Source organism: Bacillus sp. FSL K6-2944, assembly GCF_038005385.1.
Lineage (GTDB): Bacteria > Bacillota > Bacilli > Bacillales > Bacillaceae_G > Bacillus_A > Bacillus_A cereus.
Genome location: NZ_JBBOTE010000001.1, coordinates 1,273,827 through 1,289,651 on the forward strand (window position 1 = coordinate 1,273,827; position 15,825 = coordinate 1,289,651).

The following is a 15,825-nucleotide window of genomic DNA, read 5'->3' on the forward strand; positions in this document are numbered from 1 at the left end:
TTTTCTATTGTATATGCAATTTAATAAAGTTAATTTGAGTTTCTGTAACGTTCATATATGAAGCCATTCTTTAAAAAAGGACGTGATTTATCATACAAATTCACGCTGTGAAAATACCAAAGAATATTGAAAGTCATTTGTTTAAGAAACTTAGTAACTTGGTTTCAAATGGGAAGAAAGAGCGAATGAAGCGATTATTAAATTCATGCGACATTAATAGGACCCTGATAGGGGATTTACTAATCCGATCTCTAATCTGCCAAAAGTATAAAATTAATAATGAAGAAATTAGATTTATATATAATGAGTATGGAAAACCTTTTGTTGAAAACTTTTCTGACTTTCATTTTAATGTGTCTCATTCAGGAGAATGGGTGGTTTGTACTACTGCTAATTTTAATGTGGGTATTGATATAGAAAAAGTTTCAGAAATAGAGGCTTTTAAATTAGCAAAAGAATTTTTTTCAGCGGAAGAATTTTATGATATATCTAATATGAATTCTGATGAACAAATTAATTATTTTTATGATTTATGGACATTAAAAGAAAGCTATATAAAAACGATTGGAAAAGGGCTTTATACCCCATTAAATTCATTCTCTATAAAAAAAGAATCACGAACTTCAATTTCATACAAGCATATACCTAAAAACTTTTACTTTAAACAATATAACATTGATCCAAATTATAAGTTATCTGCTTGTGCAACAAGAGATGAATTTCCTCAAGAGATAATAATTAAAGACATTTATACAATTTGCCAAACTATATACAAATTTGAAAGTAAGGAGAAAATCAATGCAGAAGACTAAACTTTTTTGCTTTCCACATGCTGGGGGATCTGCGTTTAGTTACGCAAAATGGAAAAATCACTTTAATCCATATATTGAGGTAGTCCCGGTAGAGTTAGCTGGTAGAGGATATAGAATTGAAGAAAACTTGTACCAAAGTATGGAAGAGGCAGTAAATGATGTCTACAATAAAATAGTTATGCAGATAGATGATTCGCCCTACATTCTATTCGGGCATAGCATGGGAAGTTTGATCGCCTATGAAGTAGCCAGAAAAATAAAAGATTCTAAAAACGTATCGCCTGAATTTCTTGTTTTGTCCGGTAGAAATCATCCAAATAGTAAAATAAGAAATATCCGACATAATCTTTCTAATGAGCAATTTAAAAGAGAAGTTATTGCAATGGGAGGTACACCATCTGGGGTACTGCAATCAGAAGAATTAATGGAGATCTTTCTCCCTATTCTAAGAGCAGATTTTAAAATCGTTGAGACGTATATTCATGACAAAAATACACAACCATGTGATATTGATTTTCTTATATTTAATGGGGAAAATGATGAATTTACTACATATGATCAAGTAATAAAATGGGAACGATACACAAGTAAAACGTGTACTTTTCATTCTTTTGAAGGTAATCATTTCTTTCTAAATGAAAATATTGAAGAAATAGCAAATAGTATTAAAAGAAAGTTAGATTCTAAAAGATTATCAAATAGTTTTTAGAGTTTTATAAGTATGCTCATAGCTAAAAATATTAAAGGGTTTGAAGTATACACTTCTTGTGCAGATATGCATGGCAAAAAGACAATCGAGTACATTCGGTGGTCTTTTTCTATTTTTATGGAGTTTGTGGCGAAATGCTAGACTTGCTAGATTGTGGATCTAGTAGCCGTTGAATGTGCGGGTTCAAGTCCTGTCATTCCGACCACGAGGGGGTATAATTTAAGGGTAAAACAGGGGCCTCCAGAACCTCTGATGTGGGTTCAATTCCCGCCATCCACTTATACTTGTTCATTAAAAGGTTTCACAAAAAATATGTAATATGTTATGGGTACTTACATAAATTTATTGATTTTCAGTTAAAAAGTATTGTGCGATTATACACGTTATGTTACATTAATGTTACTAAGTTGTTACAATATATCATAAATGTTTCGGTATTATTTCTTGTTATTTCTGTAATGTTACAAAAAACTATAAATATTGTTATGTGTATAGGAGTGTGTGTAGTAAAAAGTCTGAGTTGAAAGTACGTGCACACTTTAAATTTCCTTTTTGTCTGAATGAAGAAGACTACCAACTAATTAAGGGCTTTAAAGTAACCACTTTAAATAAAATGTGCTTCCTTTCCCACACACAATTGAGTACATATTTAAAGTACAGTCTAATTGCTACACAGACTCTTGTACATATAAACATTAAGGTGAAATAGAGATAAGAATTCATTACATAAAAAGCATTACCAAGCTAAACGTACAAAATATCATCTGTGCATTTTGATGAAATGTTAAAATGCCTAGATGATATTTTTTTGAAGAATTCTTGGATATGTTTATGAATAACAATTCCTAATACTTAATGACTCTTTACTACTAAAACATCCGATAATTTATGTAATTAGATTTATAGGGTGTATGTACATTCACTTATATAGGGAAAATGAGGTTTTTCATATGAAGTATAGTTATAAAGTGTTTATATTTATTTGGACAATTATTTTATTGTTTTTTCTACTTTATTTTGGTTACAGTGAAATTTCCGAAAACGAGCAAATGCCAGTCATAACAATCAAACAATAAAAATAAGAAATGCTACAAAAGCAAAACATAATAAAAATAGATACCCGAAAATGTTTAAGAACAGGAACAATTACATGCATAAACAACCTTACGATTTCCATGCATACCCCACGTCATTTGGGCAATAGGGGAAAAGTATTATTATTTGGCGTGCGCAATCTTCCATCACTAGTAGAAACGGAAAGTTCCGTATACCTGCTGAAGGAGGAAGATGTCTACCTGCCAGGGGGCGGATCTATTCAGCATCTAGAAATATTGGAATTAAAAGTGTAGAAAACAAATAGTGAAAAGGGAACATATCTTGTGATTCCTTTTTTATTCTTGTAGATAAGTCTGGGGAGAAAACGGGGATTTCTGCACGCAACATAGATCTCATCGGTATACTAATTGTGTTTTACGTATAGCTGGGAGTTGGTGTGATGGTATTTGCAATGGATGTGAGATTCCGTCATTCTTTTCATGAAATTGAATCATTAGACATTCCAAATATATTGTTTCCGAGTCAGTGCAGGAAATTGTATCAAGTGATTGGAATCGGCATTCAAGAAGAATTCCGCAATCCCTATGTCATTATAAAAGAGCAACATGGTTCCGTTACATTCCGATTACCAGAAGAATTATCAACATGGGTGCAGAACAAATTATTACTTGTTAAAGGAGGCCAGTTTGTTTCCATACTGCATTTCAGTTAGCCATGCGAAGTTTTGTGCCATTTTTTGATCTCGGATATAAAAAGAATAGTCTGTCAGGTTAGGTGAGGAGATGCCACCTCTGACTTTCACATCATACGTAGGATGTGGTGTAACTTGAATCAATTCAGATTTATGATTCTGAATAAACATTCTAACCTTTTCAAACTTGTTAATTACGGGCTGTATCTCCATTTTAAACCGATCATAGGGATATGTTTTATTTTTATTGTAATACCTATCCAGTTCAATCAACTCTGACACTGCTGTATCAAATTCACTCTTTACTTCAGGATTTACTTTTTGCAACCATTCTTTTGCATAAGAGCGGAATGAAGATCTATAAAACAAATTCATATCAAAACCAGCTAATGTGAGTGGCTTTCCTTTTTCTTTTTGTTCTTTCATATAGGTAAATAATTGTTCAAGTTCCTCAGTTTTCCATACAGAGTATAAGGATTGTTTCATCGCTTCTGTAGCGGTTGAGTTATCAAAATTTTGCTGAACAGCTGCTGCTTCCCAAAGCCCTGTTTCAAATGCAATCACATTATATTCCAGGTGTAACAGCTTGAGAGGAAGTGCTGGAAGACGGGATCCCTAAGAAAGCAAAAAAACTAGGTGTGAAATAATCAGTTATTTGTGATGGTGGATTCTCCTAGGTGGAGGGTTCGCCGTTTTTTATTATATGTTATGTTGTGGTTTTTATATAAAGCATATTGAAAAGATGGATTAAATCTTCTGGAATGATGTCTCCATAATTAATAACTTGTACAATAACCTTTCAATTATCACTAAATCCATTCATATCAACAAGTTGTCCCATATATCCCTTTGTAGCAATATCTTTTAAAGTACGCTAAAAAATACCCTTTATTTTATCTTTATCTTATCTTTACCTTATCTTTAAATTTTTATATTAAACTTAAAACCTTAAAGTATTGATGTTTGAGTCTAAAAAGGGCGGGAGATAGATGTTCATTACATAGTTTGTAAATAACCAATTACCTTTGAAAAATTAAATTTTTTATACGAGGAGGAATATATGAAGGATACAAGTAAAAAACAAATTATAAAAGTGTTCCTTATTAGTATTTTAGGCTTAGTAATAATACTTGGAATGCTATATTTTAATTATAAAACCAATATTCAACAAAATAAAGCGCAAGCCACCGAAAAACGTGTATTGCAATATGAGTCTACCTTAAAAAAAGAATTAGAAAAATATAATTTAGGAGAGAAAACACCAATTTTATTAGGAATTATGTATCAAGAGAGTAGAGATAATATGAAGCGACCTCCTAGATTATCAAGTCAGGGATTTTAACCCATAATAATGAATGAAAACATTATGAATGGGGTTATACCCTATGATAATAGGAGGCCACTATGGAAAATATAATCTATATTGGGATGGATGTCCACAAGGAAAGTTTTAGCTTATGTGCACTACACGGAACAACTGGGGAAATTGTAAGAGAAGCACGATGTGCTTCAAATGTATCTCTCGTAAAAAAATTCGTTGAGAAACTGAAAACAAAATATGGTGAAGATATAAAAATTAAAGCTGGATATGAGGCTGGTTGTTTAGGGTATTCACTTCATAATCTTCTTGAACAAAATGGAATTGATTGTGATATTTTAGCTCCCACAACAATGTACAGTTCATCAAAAAATAAAATGGTTAAAAATGATAAATTCGATGCCAAAATGATTGCTCTTAATTTAGCAAATGGCACCTATAAAGAAGTATATGTTCCAGAAGAAGAGGATGTTGCCGTGAAAGAGTATATCCGCATGTTAGGTGATTTTAAAACATCTTTGAAAAAAATAAAACAACAGATAAAAGCATTCCTTTTAAGGCATGGCTATGTGTATGAAGGGAAATCAAGCTGGACAATCGCTTATATGAAATGGTTAAAGAATCTTGATCTACAAGGATTATTCAAAGAAACGTTAGGCGAATACCTATTACAGTATGATGTTCTAGTCGATAAAATTGAGCGGTTCAGTCTGAGATTAGAAGAATTATCTCATCGTGAAAGGTACGAAGAACCAATCGCAAATTTAAGATGCTTAAAAGGTATAGATACAACATCGGCAATGACTGTTCATGTGGAAATTGCAGACTTCACTCGTTTTCCCACGGCTAAAGCATTTATGGCTTATGTAGGATTGACACCAAGCGAAAGCTCAAGTGGAGAAAAAATCAGTCGACGTTCGATTACAAAACAAGGAAATTCGACCGTTAGGTCTACTCTTGTAGAATGTGCAAATGCGTTGGTAAAAGGAACAATCGGATTAAAATCGAAGCGAGTGAAAGCAAGACAAAAAGGGCAACGAAGCGAAGTGATTGCTTATGCGGATCAGGCTGTAGAAAGGTTACAAAGAAAATATTATCGCATGATATATCAAGGGAAACCTAGAAATGTTGCCGTTACAGCTATCGCAAGAGAACTGGGGTGTTTTATATGGGGATTAGAAACAGGTAAAATTCACCGAAAATAAAGAGGGAAGGATATGAAGTTGATTGATTCATTCATAGTTAGAAACCAAAGGTATCAATTGATGGCATAGATGAGCTTCAGAGATAGTGAATTACAGGTCTGGCTATCTATGACTCACCTCTTCTGGCATGGCTGAAATTCTGATAAACAAGCTATTTATTAGAATTTGAAAAGGTGTGATCCACGCAGTGAGATTATAAGAGCCTAACGACGAACCATTAACCTGAGGTAACCAATCCACGAATAACAGAGTGGTTAACTGTCGATAGATCTTATTTCTGAAGCTTTTGTATGCCATCAAGAAAAATATTATGGGTGAAAAACTATTGACAAAGGTCACTTCATAACAGGTGAGGGAAACGATCCTATGCAGTCATCTGAATCACTTGGATTAAAGCCAAATGAAATTCAAGAGACAAGCTTGAGCATTGAACAAGGGGTAAAACACTTTGCTAAAATGTACAAATATGGAACGGACAAGGATGTTAGCATGGATACAATTATTCAAAGCTATAATATGGGGCCAGGTTATATTGATTTTGTTGCTAGTCAAGAAGTTAAACAACACTCGGAGGATTCAGCCAAAAAGTTTTCTAAGATGAAAGTTGATCAAAATCCAGCGATGTATACTTGTGGTGGAAATAAAAATAATTTTAGGTATCCATATTGTTATGGTGATTTCACATATGCCACAAAGGTAAATGAAAAAACAAAACTTATTGAAGAACTTCTTCGAAATGTACATAGCTCTTCTAAATAAGTTGCAGAATAAAATATAATGATACCGTCAGTTAATAATAATAATAGCTAAGAAAAAACTACTTCCTTTCTTAATTCACATAATTTTCAAAAATAAATCCTATGGATGTTAATATTTGTTATATAATATATTTGTCAAAGCATTACCCCTAAAGTTTCTACAGTCAATCTGTAAGATAGTTTGTTTGGCTCGTATATTCACCTTAAAACAAAAAGAACTTGTAGAGAGTCCTACAAGTTCTTTTTGTTTTAAGGGTTAAATGTGGATTTAAAATATAGTTGCAATTTTTTGAGGGGGAAAAGTAAATGTTTATAAAAACAGAAAGATTATTAATACGGAAATTTGAGTTCAAAGATTGGCAAGCTGTTCATGAGTATACATCAGATATCAATGTTATGAAATACATACCTGAAGGGGTTTTTACTGAAGAAAATACAAGAAACTTTGTGAATGAAAACATTGGTGAAAACGCTAAGAACTTTCCTGTAGTATTAATTCATAAAGATATTCTGATTGGTCATATAGTTTTTCATAAATATTTTGGTGAGCATACATATGAGATTGGTTGGGTGTTCAATCCTAAATATTTCAATAAAGGATATGCTTCTGAAGCAGCACAAGCTACATTGGAATATGGCTTTAAGGAAATGAAATTACATAGGATTATAGCTACATGTCAGCCACAAAATACCCCATCATATCGAGTAATGGAGAAGATTGGAATGAGAAGAGAAGGCTATTTCAGGAAGTGTATACCACATGGGAATGAATGGTGGGATGAATATTATTACGCTATTTTAGAAGAAGAGTAGTGTTTCAGAATGCATTATTTAAATTGACACTCTTATTCCTAAATAGGCAAGTTGACTATCTTTATTGGGGATTCTTGCTACTAAAGGCGAAGTTTATTTCCGGTATCGCTGACGTGCAAAACTTTGTATAATCTGATCTTATCTCTAAATCACAACTGTTACCCCATCACCATCAAGTTAAAGTTTCATTTTATTTTGCTAACTTGAGGGTGATGTGACGTAACCTTAATTATTTAAAAATTTTAAAAAGGCCCCTTAGCCATGTTAAAGGGACCTTGATCACGCAAATGATCTGTAAGCCAATTCATTTTTGATATACAGATCATTTGTATGATAATTTTTATAAATAATTGCTAAATAGTGAATTTACATAAATGCTTTTAGAAGTTCTTGAATTAATGGGATTGCTCCACCTATAAATTTTAAAACTGCCATTGCGATTTCCATATTATTCTCTCCTCTTTTTCGTATTAAAATGTAATAAATCTTTATAACTTTATTATAGTAAGCGCTTACAATAATAACAATACATTTCCGTATGCAATATTGCATATTTATACATTAGATCTCTATTATTCATTTTTTAATGGTACTATAGCGAGGTGAGAGTCTTTAAGGGTTCTCCTTAATAGGAGGAAATATGGAAAGAGTGCAAGCGATTTACAGTAATCAAAAATTTAAGAGTTGGGTTAAACAGGTATTAGCTGTAGGAGGAGAATAGGGTGCTGTTATTTGGTGTTATATGTTTTCTGTTTCTTAGTTATCATGTAAATAGTATACAACTAAACTAGTAGAGTCTTGCCTAGAGAGGTAAGGCTCTTTTATTGTAGTACCTGGAGATGAGCAAACTACATACAATATCTCTCAGGTTTTTCAGATCACTTTGTAGGATTCCTTGTTTAGAACACTAATTCATATCATTGAAAACAGAATTCTATGGATAAAAAATATGTTTTTACTAGATACATACTAAAAAGATAAGCATAAATTATATTAGATTTTGGCAAAATCTTTTTGAATTGGAAAAGGATTTAAATCTTACTTATAGACTTGATTCCTTTTTATATACTATAATCCTTATATTGATACGTAAATATAATACAGTAACAATAAATTAAAAGCAAGAATTTTAGTAGCGGTACGTTCACACATCCATCAACTTAAGATTTTCAAACAAAAAATTCTTTTTTTAATTGATTAATAGTAAACGAGAAAGATTGGCAAATTAACAACTAAAGAGATTTCTTCAGGTAAAATCTATCAAAAGGTCCTTTACAAAATTTATACATAAGTCAATTATAAAAGCATGTAAATATTATGTATTTTTGTAAAAGAAATTCATTGACACTTGTGTATATAAGTAACTATACTCGTTACATCAAATTGAATGCGTGATAATACGATTTTATTATTATTACAAACATGTAAATATAAAAATAGAAAATCTCAATTTGATAAATACAATGGTAGAGGTGTTTATTTTAATGAAGCACAAATTAATTGCAACAGGTATCCTTGCAGGAGCTATATTATCCTATTCTTCTAATATTTTAGCAGATACTCATAAATTCCCTGATGTTCCTACATGGGCTGATAAATCCGTTAACTATTTAGTTGATAAACAGGTATTAAATGGTTATCCAGATGGAACTTTTGGTTCAAATGACTCCTTAGACAGAGCTTCGGCTACAAAAATTATGACAAAAGTTTTAGGTATAAAAATTGAGCCTAATGCAAAACCATCTTTTACAGATTCACAAAACCACTGGGCTACTCCTTATATTGCTGCTGCTGAAAAAGCTGGTATTGTTAAAGGTGAAGGTAATGGAATCTTTAATCCATCCGGAAAAGTAACTCGTGCTGCTATGGCTACCATGCTAGTAAATGCATATAAACTACAAAGCACAGCAAATCATAACGAGCAGGTTAGATTTGAAGATTTAAAAGGGCATTGGGGAGAAAAACATGCCAATATTTTAATAGATTTAAAAATTTCTAATGGTACCGAGAACGGTTGGCAACCAAATAGATTTATAACACGTGCTGAAGCTGCTCAACTTACTGCAAAAACAGATATGTTACAACAAAATTTAAACGATGAAAAAGAGGTTATTACTGCTACCTCATATGAAGATTTAAATTTAACAGTGGCTTCGAAAATTACAGCTCAAGAGATTGATAGTTTTATTGCAAAATATCATTCAGATAGTCCCTTAGTTGGACATGGACAAGATTTTATCAATGCGCAAAATCAATATGGCGTGAGTGCTCATTATTTAGCGGCGCATGCGATTTTAGAATCTGGATACGGAAAATCAGAAATCGCATATCAAAAACATAATTTATTCGGTCTACGTGCATATGATGGAGATCCGTTTAAATATGCGAAATATTTACCAAGCTACGGCGATAGTATTGCTTATAACGCTAATTATGTACGAGAAAGATATTTAGAAGAAAGTGGTATGTATTATAACGGGTCAACATTAACTGGCATGAACGTGAAATATGCATCAGATAAAGGCTGGGCTAAGAAAATTGCGGGTATTATGGAACGTATTAAACCGTTTCGTGTAGAAGACTATACATATGCAAAAAAATTACCAAAGAATCCTGAAACATTAGATGTCGACGCGTTATCTAATGAAATTCCATATAAAATGTATGCAGACGGTTCAAGCTCAAATGTTGTATCATCAGCTACTTACTATCAGGTACCTTATCCATTTAATTTAAAAATTAAAAGTAGACCAGATGTAGCTGTCGAGGAGAATAAAGTTGGTACAGTAACTCCTGGAACAACCATCTTTATTTATCGTGAAGATCCGAATGGATGGGTAGAATTCTCTTTTGAAGCTAATGGAGAAAAATATTGGACATTAAAAAATAAATTAAGTATGTAATTAAAAAGATCTATTTCACTAGTTTTAAAAGTATGGGATTGGACAATTGATTCTCTAGATTGGAAATACAATAAATTACCCGTTGATGTAGCAGCTGCAAAGATTATTCAAAATGTCTTAGCAGGTGCTACATCCGCATACTTTTTCGGGAAAATGTTGCGCAAAGTAGGTTCATTTTCAACACTATCTCCTGGTTCACCGTAATCTTCAATGATGTAATATTCTTTATCTTTAATGTATATATTGAATATACAAATATATTGTGTTATGATGTGAATTAGAAACTCGCGTGTTTCAAATACAACATTTTTATCTTTTTGATGACCTCTTATCTTTCCGTAAGAGGTCCTTTTTTATCCCTCCGTATTGCATAGCCGCTAAAATACTATGAAAAGATACTAGAGACTACTACAATGTGATATTCTCTAGTATTTTTTCTTTATCCATATTATCTATTGTTGGGTAATTGATGAATTATTAATTTTTGTATAATTTTCACAAAATAACTTTGAACCATTATTTATTTCAATATAAAATAATAAAGGTATATATATGAATAGGTATGTCCTTTTTATGTGATGATAATGCGAATTGAAGCGTAATACTGAAACGGTAAACGAGAAGAATCAGGGCCGAAACAGATAGTAAGGAGCAGACAATACTTATAATGAAAACGTTCATAATGGACTGTCTATGGATGGAGAAAAAATACGAAAAGATAAAAGGGGCAAATGAATATGAACAGAGCCTTTAAAGGTACCGTATTAGCAGGGATAAGTGTGGGTTTCTTGCTAGCTGGTTGTACAATAGAAACATATGTCCTAACGCAGTCCAGAATATAAGCAAGTAGATTAAGTATTCTAAGCAGATAAATGAAGACTATAGCGATGAAGAAATTGAAAGACAACTAAGAGGTATAGCATCCTGACTTTCTAAATAACATGAGTGTTTCTATAGAATGAATCCTTAGGAGGGCTATTGTGGAACCTTTAATCAATGCTATTTTATACTTTGTATTTTTATTTGGAGCACTGTTTCTTATACTGGGTACTGCATTGGTTTTATTAATCGTGGCTGCATTACCAGTAATCTGGAAGAAAAATCTATCATTCCTAATGATTAGCTTAGGTATAAATATACTTGTCATTCCATTGTCTTTTTTTATTGGCGGGATGGCAACAGATTCCCCTGGTAGTGCGATGCATGATTTTTGGGAAGTATTTTTGTTTATTCAGATATTTCCGTTTCCCCTAGTACTGCTATCTTTAGTTTGGTGGCTTGTGCGTCGAAAAAAAGAAAAAGTTCATGTGTAGCGTTTTTAATGCAAATAAGCTGTCCGTTTGGGCAGCTTATTATATTTATTACTAAGCGTGATTATTTCCAAAATGAATGCAATACCACTATACAGTTAAATTGAAGGTGAACCATATTGAAATCTTATCAAACTTTAGCCCACTTGTATGCATTAGGACTAGGCTGCGGACTTTGGAATAGAGAGGAGGTTATTTCATGGTGCGATAGGTTGATTGAAGCAAATGATCACCCGCCATATGAAATTATGGAGATATCTTTAATGTCTAAAGCAAAGCTGATATATATAGAATCGGCTTTACTGTCATATAGCCGCATAGTTGATGAAAACCCCTCGGTAAACATCCTTCTTTCAGTCTTAAATGAAAAGTTAGTAGCTCAGAAATGGAATATTAAACAAGCTATTACTTGCTCTACTCGATTACTAGTAAATAGAGGCCTGTATTGGGAAGAAGAATATTTTGATTTATACAGCCTTAATGATAGCTATGACTTAGCACAGGAAGGTATCCATTTTAATGAAAAAGATGTGATTTCTGCTTATATCGATACATTAGGTGTTTTTCGCGTCCATTTTAACGAGTTTGAAGATCTCTATTTACAAGTCATGAAACAGAAGTGGCAAGGGTAGAAGGCAGGAAAAAGAATCATTGAATCGTAAGAGTTACTTCCTGTATTTATCACCAAATTTATCTAGCCAAGACAAATCTGTCTTCGTGTTGATGAATTTTTGTCTCTTAATAACTTAATGCTATCGTTTTTATTTTTTCCGACAGCAAGCTAAGTTAGCATGTTTAATGCATAATGAGACGCCTGTAAATGAGCATTACTATTTAAATTTTTACCAGAGAGTAATTTAGTTAATTAGTAGAAAAAGGAAGGGGCCTATTTGGCTCCTTCCTTTTTCTCATACATACATAACGCTTGTTGACAACTTATGAAATAATAGCATTCATCGCTATTAAAATATAACATTAAAAGCAATTAATTAGATATGTAATTTTGCATATATTGTACTATTTCATGAATAGGAACAAAACTATTTATCTCTTTCTGTATGGAGACAAATAGATTTAGGTTTACTTAAGTTAAGAAGATCTGATCATTGATTACTGGTTAAACCATATTTCTACGTATTTGAAAAAAATTATATTACTGGATTGCATGTTAAAGAGAGTGAGGACTTTATGAAATGTAGGTTGTTCCTTGATTTCTTACTCGTGATTTTACTAGGAGGATGCATTGGAAAAGAAGTTACGTTATATACAATTTCAAAAGGGGATATTAGTCAGTGTATCCAAAGATGCGCTCCGTTTCCTGTTTCCTATTTCCTATTCTACTAAATTACCATTCCAAGCAAATTTCTTCTCTTTCAAACAATTCATTCATTGAATAAAGATAATTCGGCCATACGTATCGGAGGACAGGAAACTTTATTAATACCATTTGGAATATATTTCAATATACTTCCGATACTATAACAGATCGAAAATTTCTTTATTGGAGGTATATAATGGCATATCCATTTCGTAACTTAGTATTTGAAGGTGGCGGGGTAAAGGGAAGCGCTTATATAGGTGCCATCCGTGCACTAAATGAAGAAGGGATTTTATCAGAAATACAACGATTTGGGGGGACGTCAGCTGGAGCGATTACTGCATTACTTTTAGGTCTTTCCATTCCATTCGCAGATCTTGTAAAAATCCACAAAGACATGAATTTCAAAGCATTTAAAGATGATGATTTTTCGATTGTACAAGATAACATTCGTTTATTTTTTGATGGTTTTGGTATCTATAAAGGGGATTTCTTCACTGAGTGGGTAGGAAAAATCGTTGAAAAGTGGACAGGGAGTAAGGACACAACTTTTCAGCAGTTGTATGACAAAACAGGAAAAGACGTGTTTTTCCAAGGAACGAACGTTTCTACACACCAGCTTCGTACGTTTTCTCGCGAAACGACACCTGATGTCCCGTTAGTAGTTGCTGTGCGGATTTCGATGTCCATCCCATTCTTTTTTAAATCTGTGGAATGGGATAAAGATTATTATGTAGACGGAGGTGTACTCGATAACTACCCAATTCGTTTATTTGATCGGAAAAGTTTTGTGAATAAGGAAGAACACTTCACGACCACAGATACGATTGACGAGGTTAATAAACTGATAAGCAATATGGAGGATCATTCTACACTAAGAAGCTTACACACGAAATACAATGCATCTTTCTTTGATCCTACAGATGAAATTGTCTATAACAAAGAAACACTAGGTTTCCGTTTAGAATCTCAGGCCGAGGTTGCCATGTTAAAACATATCGCAACTTCAACAGAACATCATATTGGCCATTCTCTTATTCATTTTGCATGGAATTTGTCTCAAACCATGATCAAAGGTCATGAGAGTGGAAAAACAACCAAAGAAGATGCTGCCCGCACTGTATTTATCAATACATTCTTTACGCCGTCATTTAATTTCGATATCACAGAAGAAGAAAAGAAAACACTCATGAATTCAGGCTATACTTCTACTAAAGACTATCTACATCAGTTTAATACGTCTGAAGTAAAAATGTTTAATCGACCATAAAGCCGAGTGTAATTTAATGTGAAGAAATTAGGCTTTTTTATTTAGTGATGAAATCCATTATCACATTTCGTATCATGTGGCATAGGCCCATCCAGGGAATCCAGAAAGGCAACAGTCTGTTTGAGGTTTCTCAAAAATAAATGCGCAAGATCCATGGAAAATCCATTTCGAACCACAACTCGCATAATCGTCACCGTTTCCATATCTGGAGGCAATGGATAGGCGGGTACTTGCCAACCGAATACACGCAATTGTCGAGATAAATCATAAAGGTTCCAGTTTGATGTGTAGCCATCTTTCAGTCGCCAAGCGAAAACCGGAATGTCCGACCCATCAGACAAAAGTTCGAACGGTTCCATCTTCTGAATGGCCTTGCTTAGAAAAAGAGCGACTTTCTGTGAAGCCTTTTGAACATCATAGTACCCCTTTTTCCCTAAACGTAAATAATTATAATATTGCAGGAGCACTTGTGCGCCAGGACGAGAAAAATTCAGAGCAAAGGTCGGCATGTCTCCGCCCAAATAGGAGACATGGAAGATTAGATTTTCAGGGAGATCTTCAGCTTCCCGCCAAATTATCCAACCCAATCCAGGATAGACTAATCCATATTTATGTCCGGATACATTGATGGACTTCACCCTTGGTAATTCAAAATCCCAGACTAAATCTGGTTGGAGAAATGGTGCTATAAATCCTCCTGAAGCTGCATCCACATGCATGGGAATGTCAAGACCAGTCTTCGCCTGTAAATCATCCAACGCTTTCGCAATTGCGGCAACCGGTTCGTAAAGACCGGTATAAGTTTCACCGAGAATCGGTACTACACCAATCGTATTTTCATCCACGGCTGCGAGGACCCTCTGAGGATCCAATTGAGGATGTTCAGGGCTAACCTTCACATAACGTGGTTCAACCTCCCAATAATTCGCGAATTTTTCCCAAACGACCTGAACAGCAGAACTAAACACAATATTGGGACGATCCACCGGCTTCCCTTCGCTTTTACGTGCATTTTGCCATCGTCGCTTTAAGGCAAGCCCACCGAGCATACATGCTTCTGACGATCCAGTTGTTGAAACGCCCATAGTCGTAAGGGGGCTGGGCGAATGCCAGAGGTTGGCTAAGATACGGACACACCGCTCCTCAATTTCAGCTGTCTGTGGATATTCGTCCTTGTCAATCATGTTCTTGTCGAATGATTTTGCATATAATTGCTCTGCGGTAGGCTCCATCCATGTACTAACAAAAGTTGCAAGATTCAGGCGGGCGTTGCCATCAAGAGTAATTTCATCATGGACGATTTGATATGCTGTTTCTGGTAACATGCCTTCATCAGACATATGAAAGCGTGGAACGACGGATTCTCCTTTGCGGGCAAACAAAGGATTTACAGAAAATTCGTGAGGCAGCTCTTTTTGCATGTGAAGTGGTAGAGATTGTGAATTATCTGGCATAATAACTTTTCTTTCGTATGTATCGTTTTGAACTTCTGCTTTTCGATCCTGTGGCATAAAAGCCCCCCTTAATTAAGTTTTTAACAAACATATTATTTACAAAAAATCATTTGTTAAACCAAGGGGACATAAGGCTTCAAGCACTTTTCTATCAATCTTTATTTCAACGCTACACGGAAGCCTGTGGTTATAATTCAAAGGAGTGAAC

12 protein-coding genes and 4 pseudogenes are annotated in these 15,825 nt (G+C 33.7%); 12 read left to right on the top strand and 4 right to left on the bottom strand.

The annotated features are described in order from the left end of the window. Window positions 1-107: 107 nt before the first annotated feature. From MHH55_RS06465 to MHH55_RS06475, 3 genes are all read left to right on the top strand, one after another. Window positions 108-812: a 4'-phosphopantetheinyl transferase family protein gene (locus tag MHH55_RS06465; protein WP_002042141.1), complete on the top strand. Its 705-nt coding sequence runs from the start codon at window positions 108-110 to the stop codon at window positions 810-812. After that, window positions 799-1,521, top strand: coding sequence for a thioesterase II family protein (locus MHH55_RS06470; RefSeq protein ID WP_001172947.1), 723 nt, complete (start codon window positions 799-801; stop codon window positions 1,519-1,521). Before MHH55_RS06465 ends, MHH55_RS06470 begins: the two co-directional genes overlap by 14 nt. A gap of 1,495 nt (window positions 1,522-3,016) precedes the next feature. Then, window positions 3,017-3,289, top strand: a complete 273-nt coding sequence (locus MHH55_RS06475; RefSeq protein WP_002164541.1) for a hypothetical protein — start codon at window positions 3,017-3,019, stop codon at window positions 3,287-3,289. On the opposite strand, the gene MHH55_RS06480 is transcribed toward MHH55_RS06475, so the two are convergent. Further along, window positions 3,242-3,832 carry an erythromycin esterase family protein gene (locus tag MHH55_RS06480; protein WP_078186866.1) on the bottom strand — a complete coding sequence of 197 codons (591 nt, stop codon included), beginning with the start codon at window positions 3,830-3,832 and terminating at the stop codon, window positions 3,242-3,244. The two genes, MHH55_RS06475 and MHH55_RS06480, sit on opposite strands and share 48 nt — an antisense overlap. Window positions 3,833-4,328: 496 nt before the next feature. On the opposite strand from MHH55_RS06480, the pseudogene MHH55_RS06490 reads away from it, so the two are divergent. From MHH55_RS06490 to MHH55_RS06505, 4 genes and pseudogenes are all read left to right on the top strand, one after another. Next, window positions 4,329-4,595: pseudogene (locus MHH55_RS06490) on the top strand (lysozyme family protein); the annotation flags it as partial. A gap of 77 nt (window positions 4,596-4,672) precedes the next feature. Beyond that, complete coding sequence (locus MHH55_RS06495; RefSeq protein WP_340880263.1) at window positions 4,673-5,791, top strand: IS110 family transposase; 1,119 nt, start codon at window positions 4,673-4,675, stop codon at window positions 5,789-5,791. 348 nt (window positions 5,792-6,139) lie between these two features. Next, window positions 6,140-6,550: pseudogene (locus MHH55_RS06500) on the top strand (lysozyme family protein); the annotation flags it as partial. Between the two features lie 305 nt (window positions 6,551-6,855). Further along, window positions 6,856-7,362 carry a GNAT family N-acetyltransferase gene (locus MHH55_RS06505; RefSeq protein WP_000470150.1) on the top strand — a complete coding sequence of 169 codons (507 nt, stop codon included), beginning with the start codon at window positions 6,856-6,858 and terminating at the stop codon, window positions 7,360-7,362. 366 nt (window positions 7,363-7,728) lie between these two features. Here MHH55_RS06505 and MHH55_RS06510 read toward each other — a convergent pair whose 3' ends face one another. Continuing rightward, window positions 7,729-7,914 carry a hypothetical protein gene (locus MHH55_RS06510; protein WP_001987408.1) on the bottom strand — a complete coding sequence of 62 codons (186 nt, stop codon included), beginning with the start codon at window positions 7,912-7,914 and terminating at the stop codon, window positions 7,729-7,731. A gap of 932 nt (window positions 7,915-8,846) precedes the next feature. Between MHH55_RS06510 and MHH55_RS06515 the strand changes: the two genes are divergently transcribed. Both MHH55_RS06515 and MHH55_RS06520 read left to right on the top strand, forming a co-directional pair. Further along, window positions 8,847-10,265 (top strand): S-layer homology domain-containing protein, encoded by a 1,419-nt coding sequence (locus MHH55_RS06515; RefSeq protein ID WP_000680977.1) that lies wholly within the window; start codon window positions 8,847-8,849, stop codon window positions 10,263-10,265. A 24-nt stretch (window positions 10,266-10,289) separates the two neighbouring features. Then, a pseudogene (locus tag MHH55_RS06520) lies at window positions 10,290-10,403 on the top strand (polysaccharide deacetylase); the annotation flags it as partial. On the opposite strand, the pseudogene MHH55_RS06525 reads toward MHH55_RS06520, so the two are convergent. Beyond that, window positions 10,391-10,498 (bottom strand): annotated as a pseudogene (locus tag MHH55_RS06525) (peptidase M56); the annotation flags it as partial. The pseudogenes MHH55_RS06520 and MHH55_RS06525 overlap by 13 nt on opposite strands. A gap of 747 nt (window positions 10,499-11,245) precedes the next feature. Here MHH55_RS06525 and MHH55_RS06530 point away from each other — a divergent pair. From MHH55_RS06530 to MHH55_RS06540, 3 genes are all read left to right on the top strand, one after another. Beyond that, window positions 11,246-11,578 carry a hypothetical protein gene (locus MHH55_RS06530; RefSeq protein ID WP_137396814.1) on the top strand — a complete coding sequence of 111 codons (333 nt, stop codon included), beginning with the start codon at window positions 11,246-11,248 and terminating at the stop codon, window positions 11,576-11,578. 116 nt (window positions 11,579-11,694) lie between these two features. After that, a complete protein-coding gene (locus MHH55_RS06535) occupies window positions 11,695-12,207 on the top strand; it encodes a hypothetical protein (RefSeq protein ID WP_000844534.1) in 513 nt (170 codons plus the stop codon). 882 nt (window positions 12,208-13,089) lie between these two features. Next, window positions 13,090-14,163, top strand: coding sequence for a patatin-like phospholipase family protein (locus MHH55_RS06540; protein WP_048656296.1), 1,074 nt, complete (start codon window positions 13,090-13,092; stop codon window positions 14,161-14,163). 41 nt (window positions 14,164-14,204) lie between these two features. Here MHH55_RS06540 and MHH55_RS06545 read toward each other — a convergent pair whose 3' ends face one another. After that, window positions 14,205-15,674: a glutamate decarboxylase gene (locus tag MHH55_RS06545; protein WP_078187433.1), complete on the bottom strand. Its 1,470-nt coding sequence runs from the start codon at window positions 15,672-15,674 to the stop codon at window positions 14,205-14,207. Window positions 15,675-15,825: the final 151 nt, after the last annotated feature.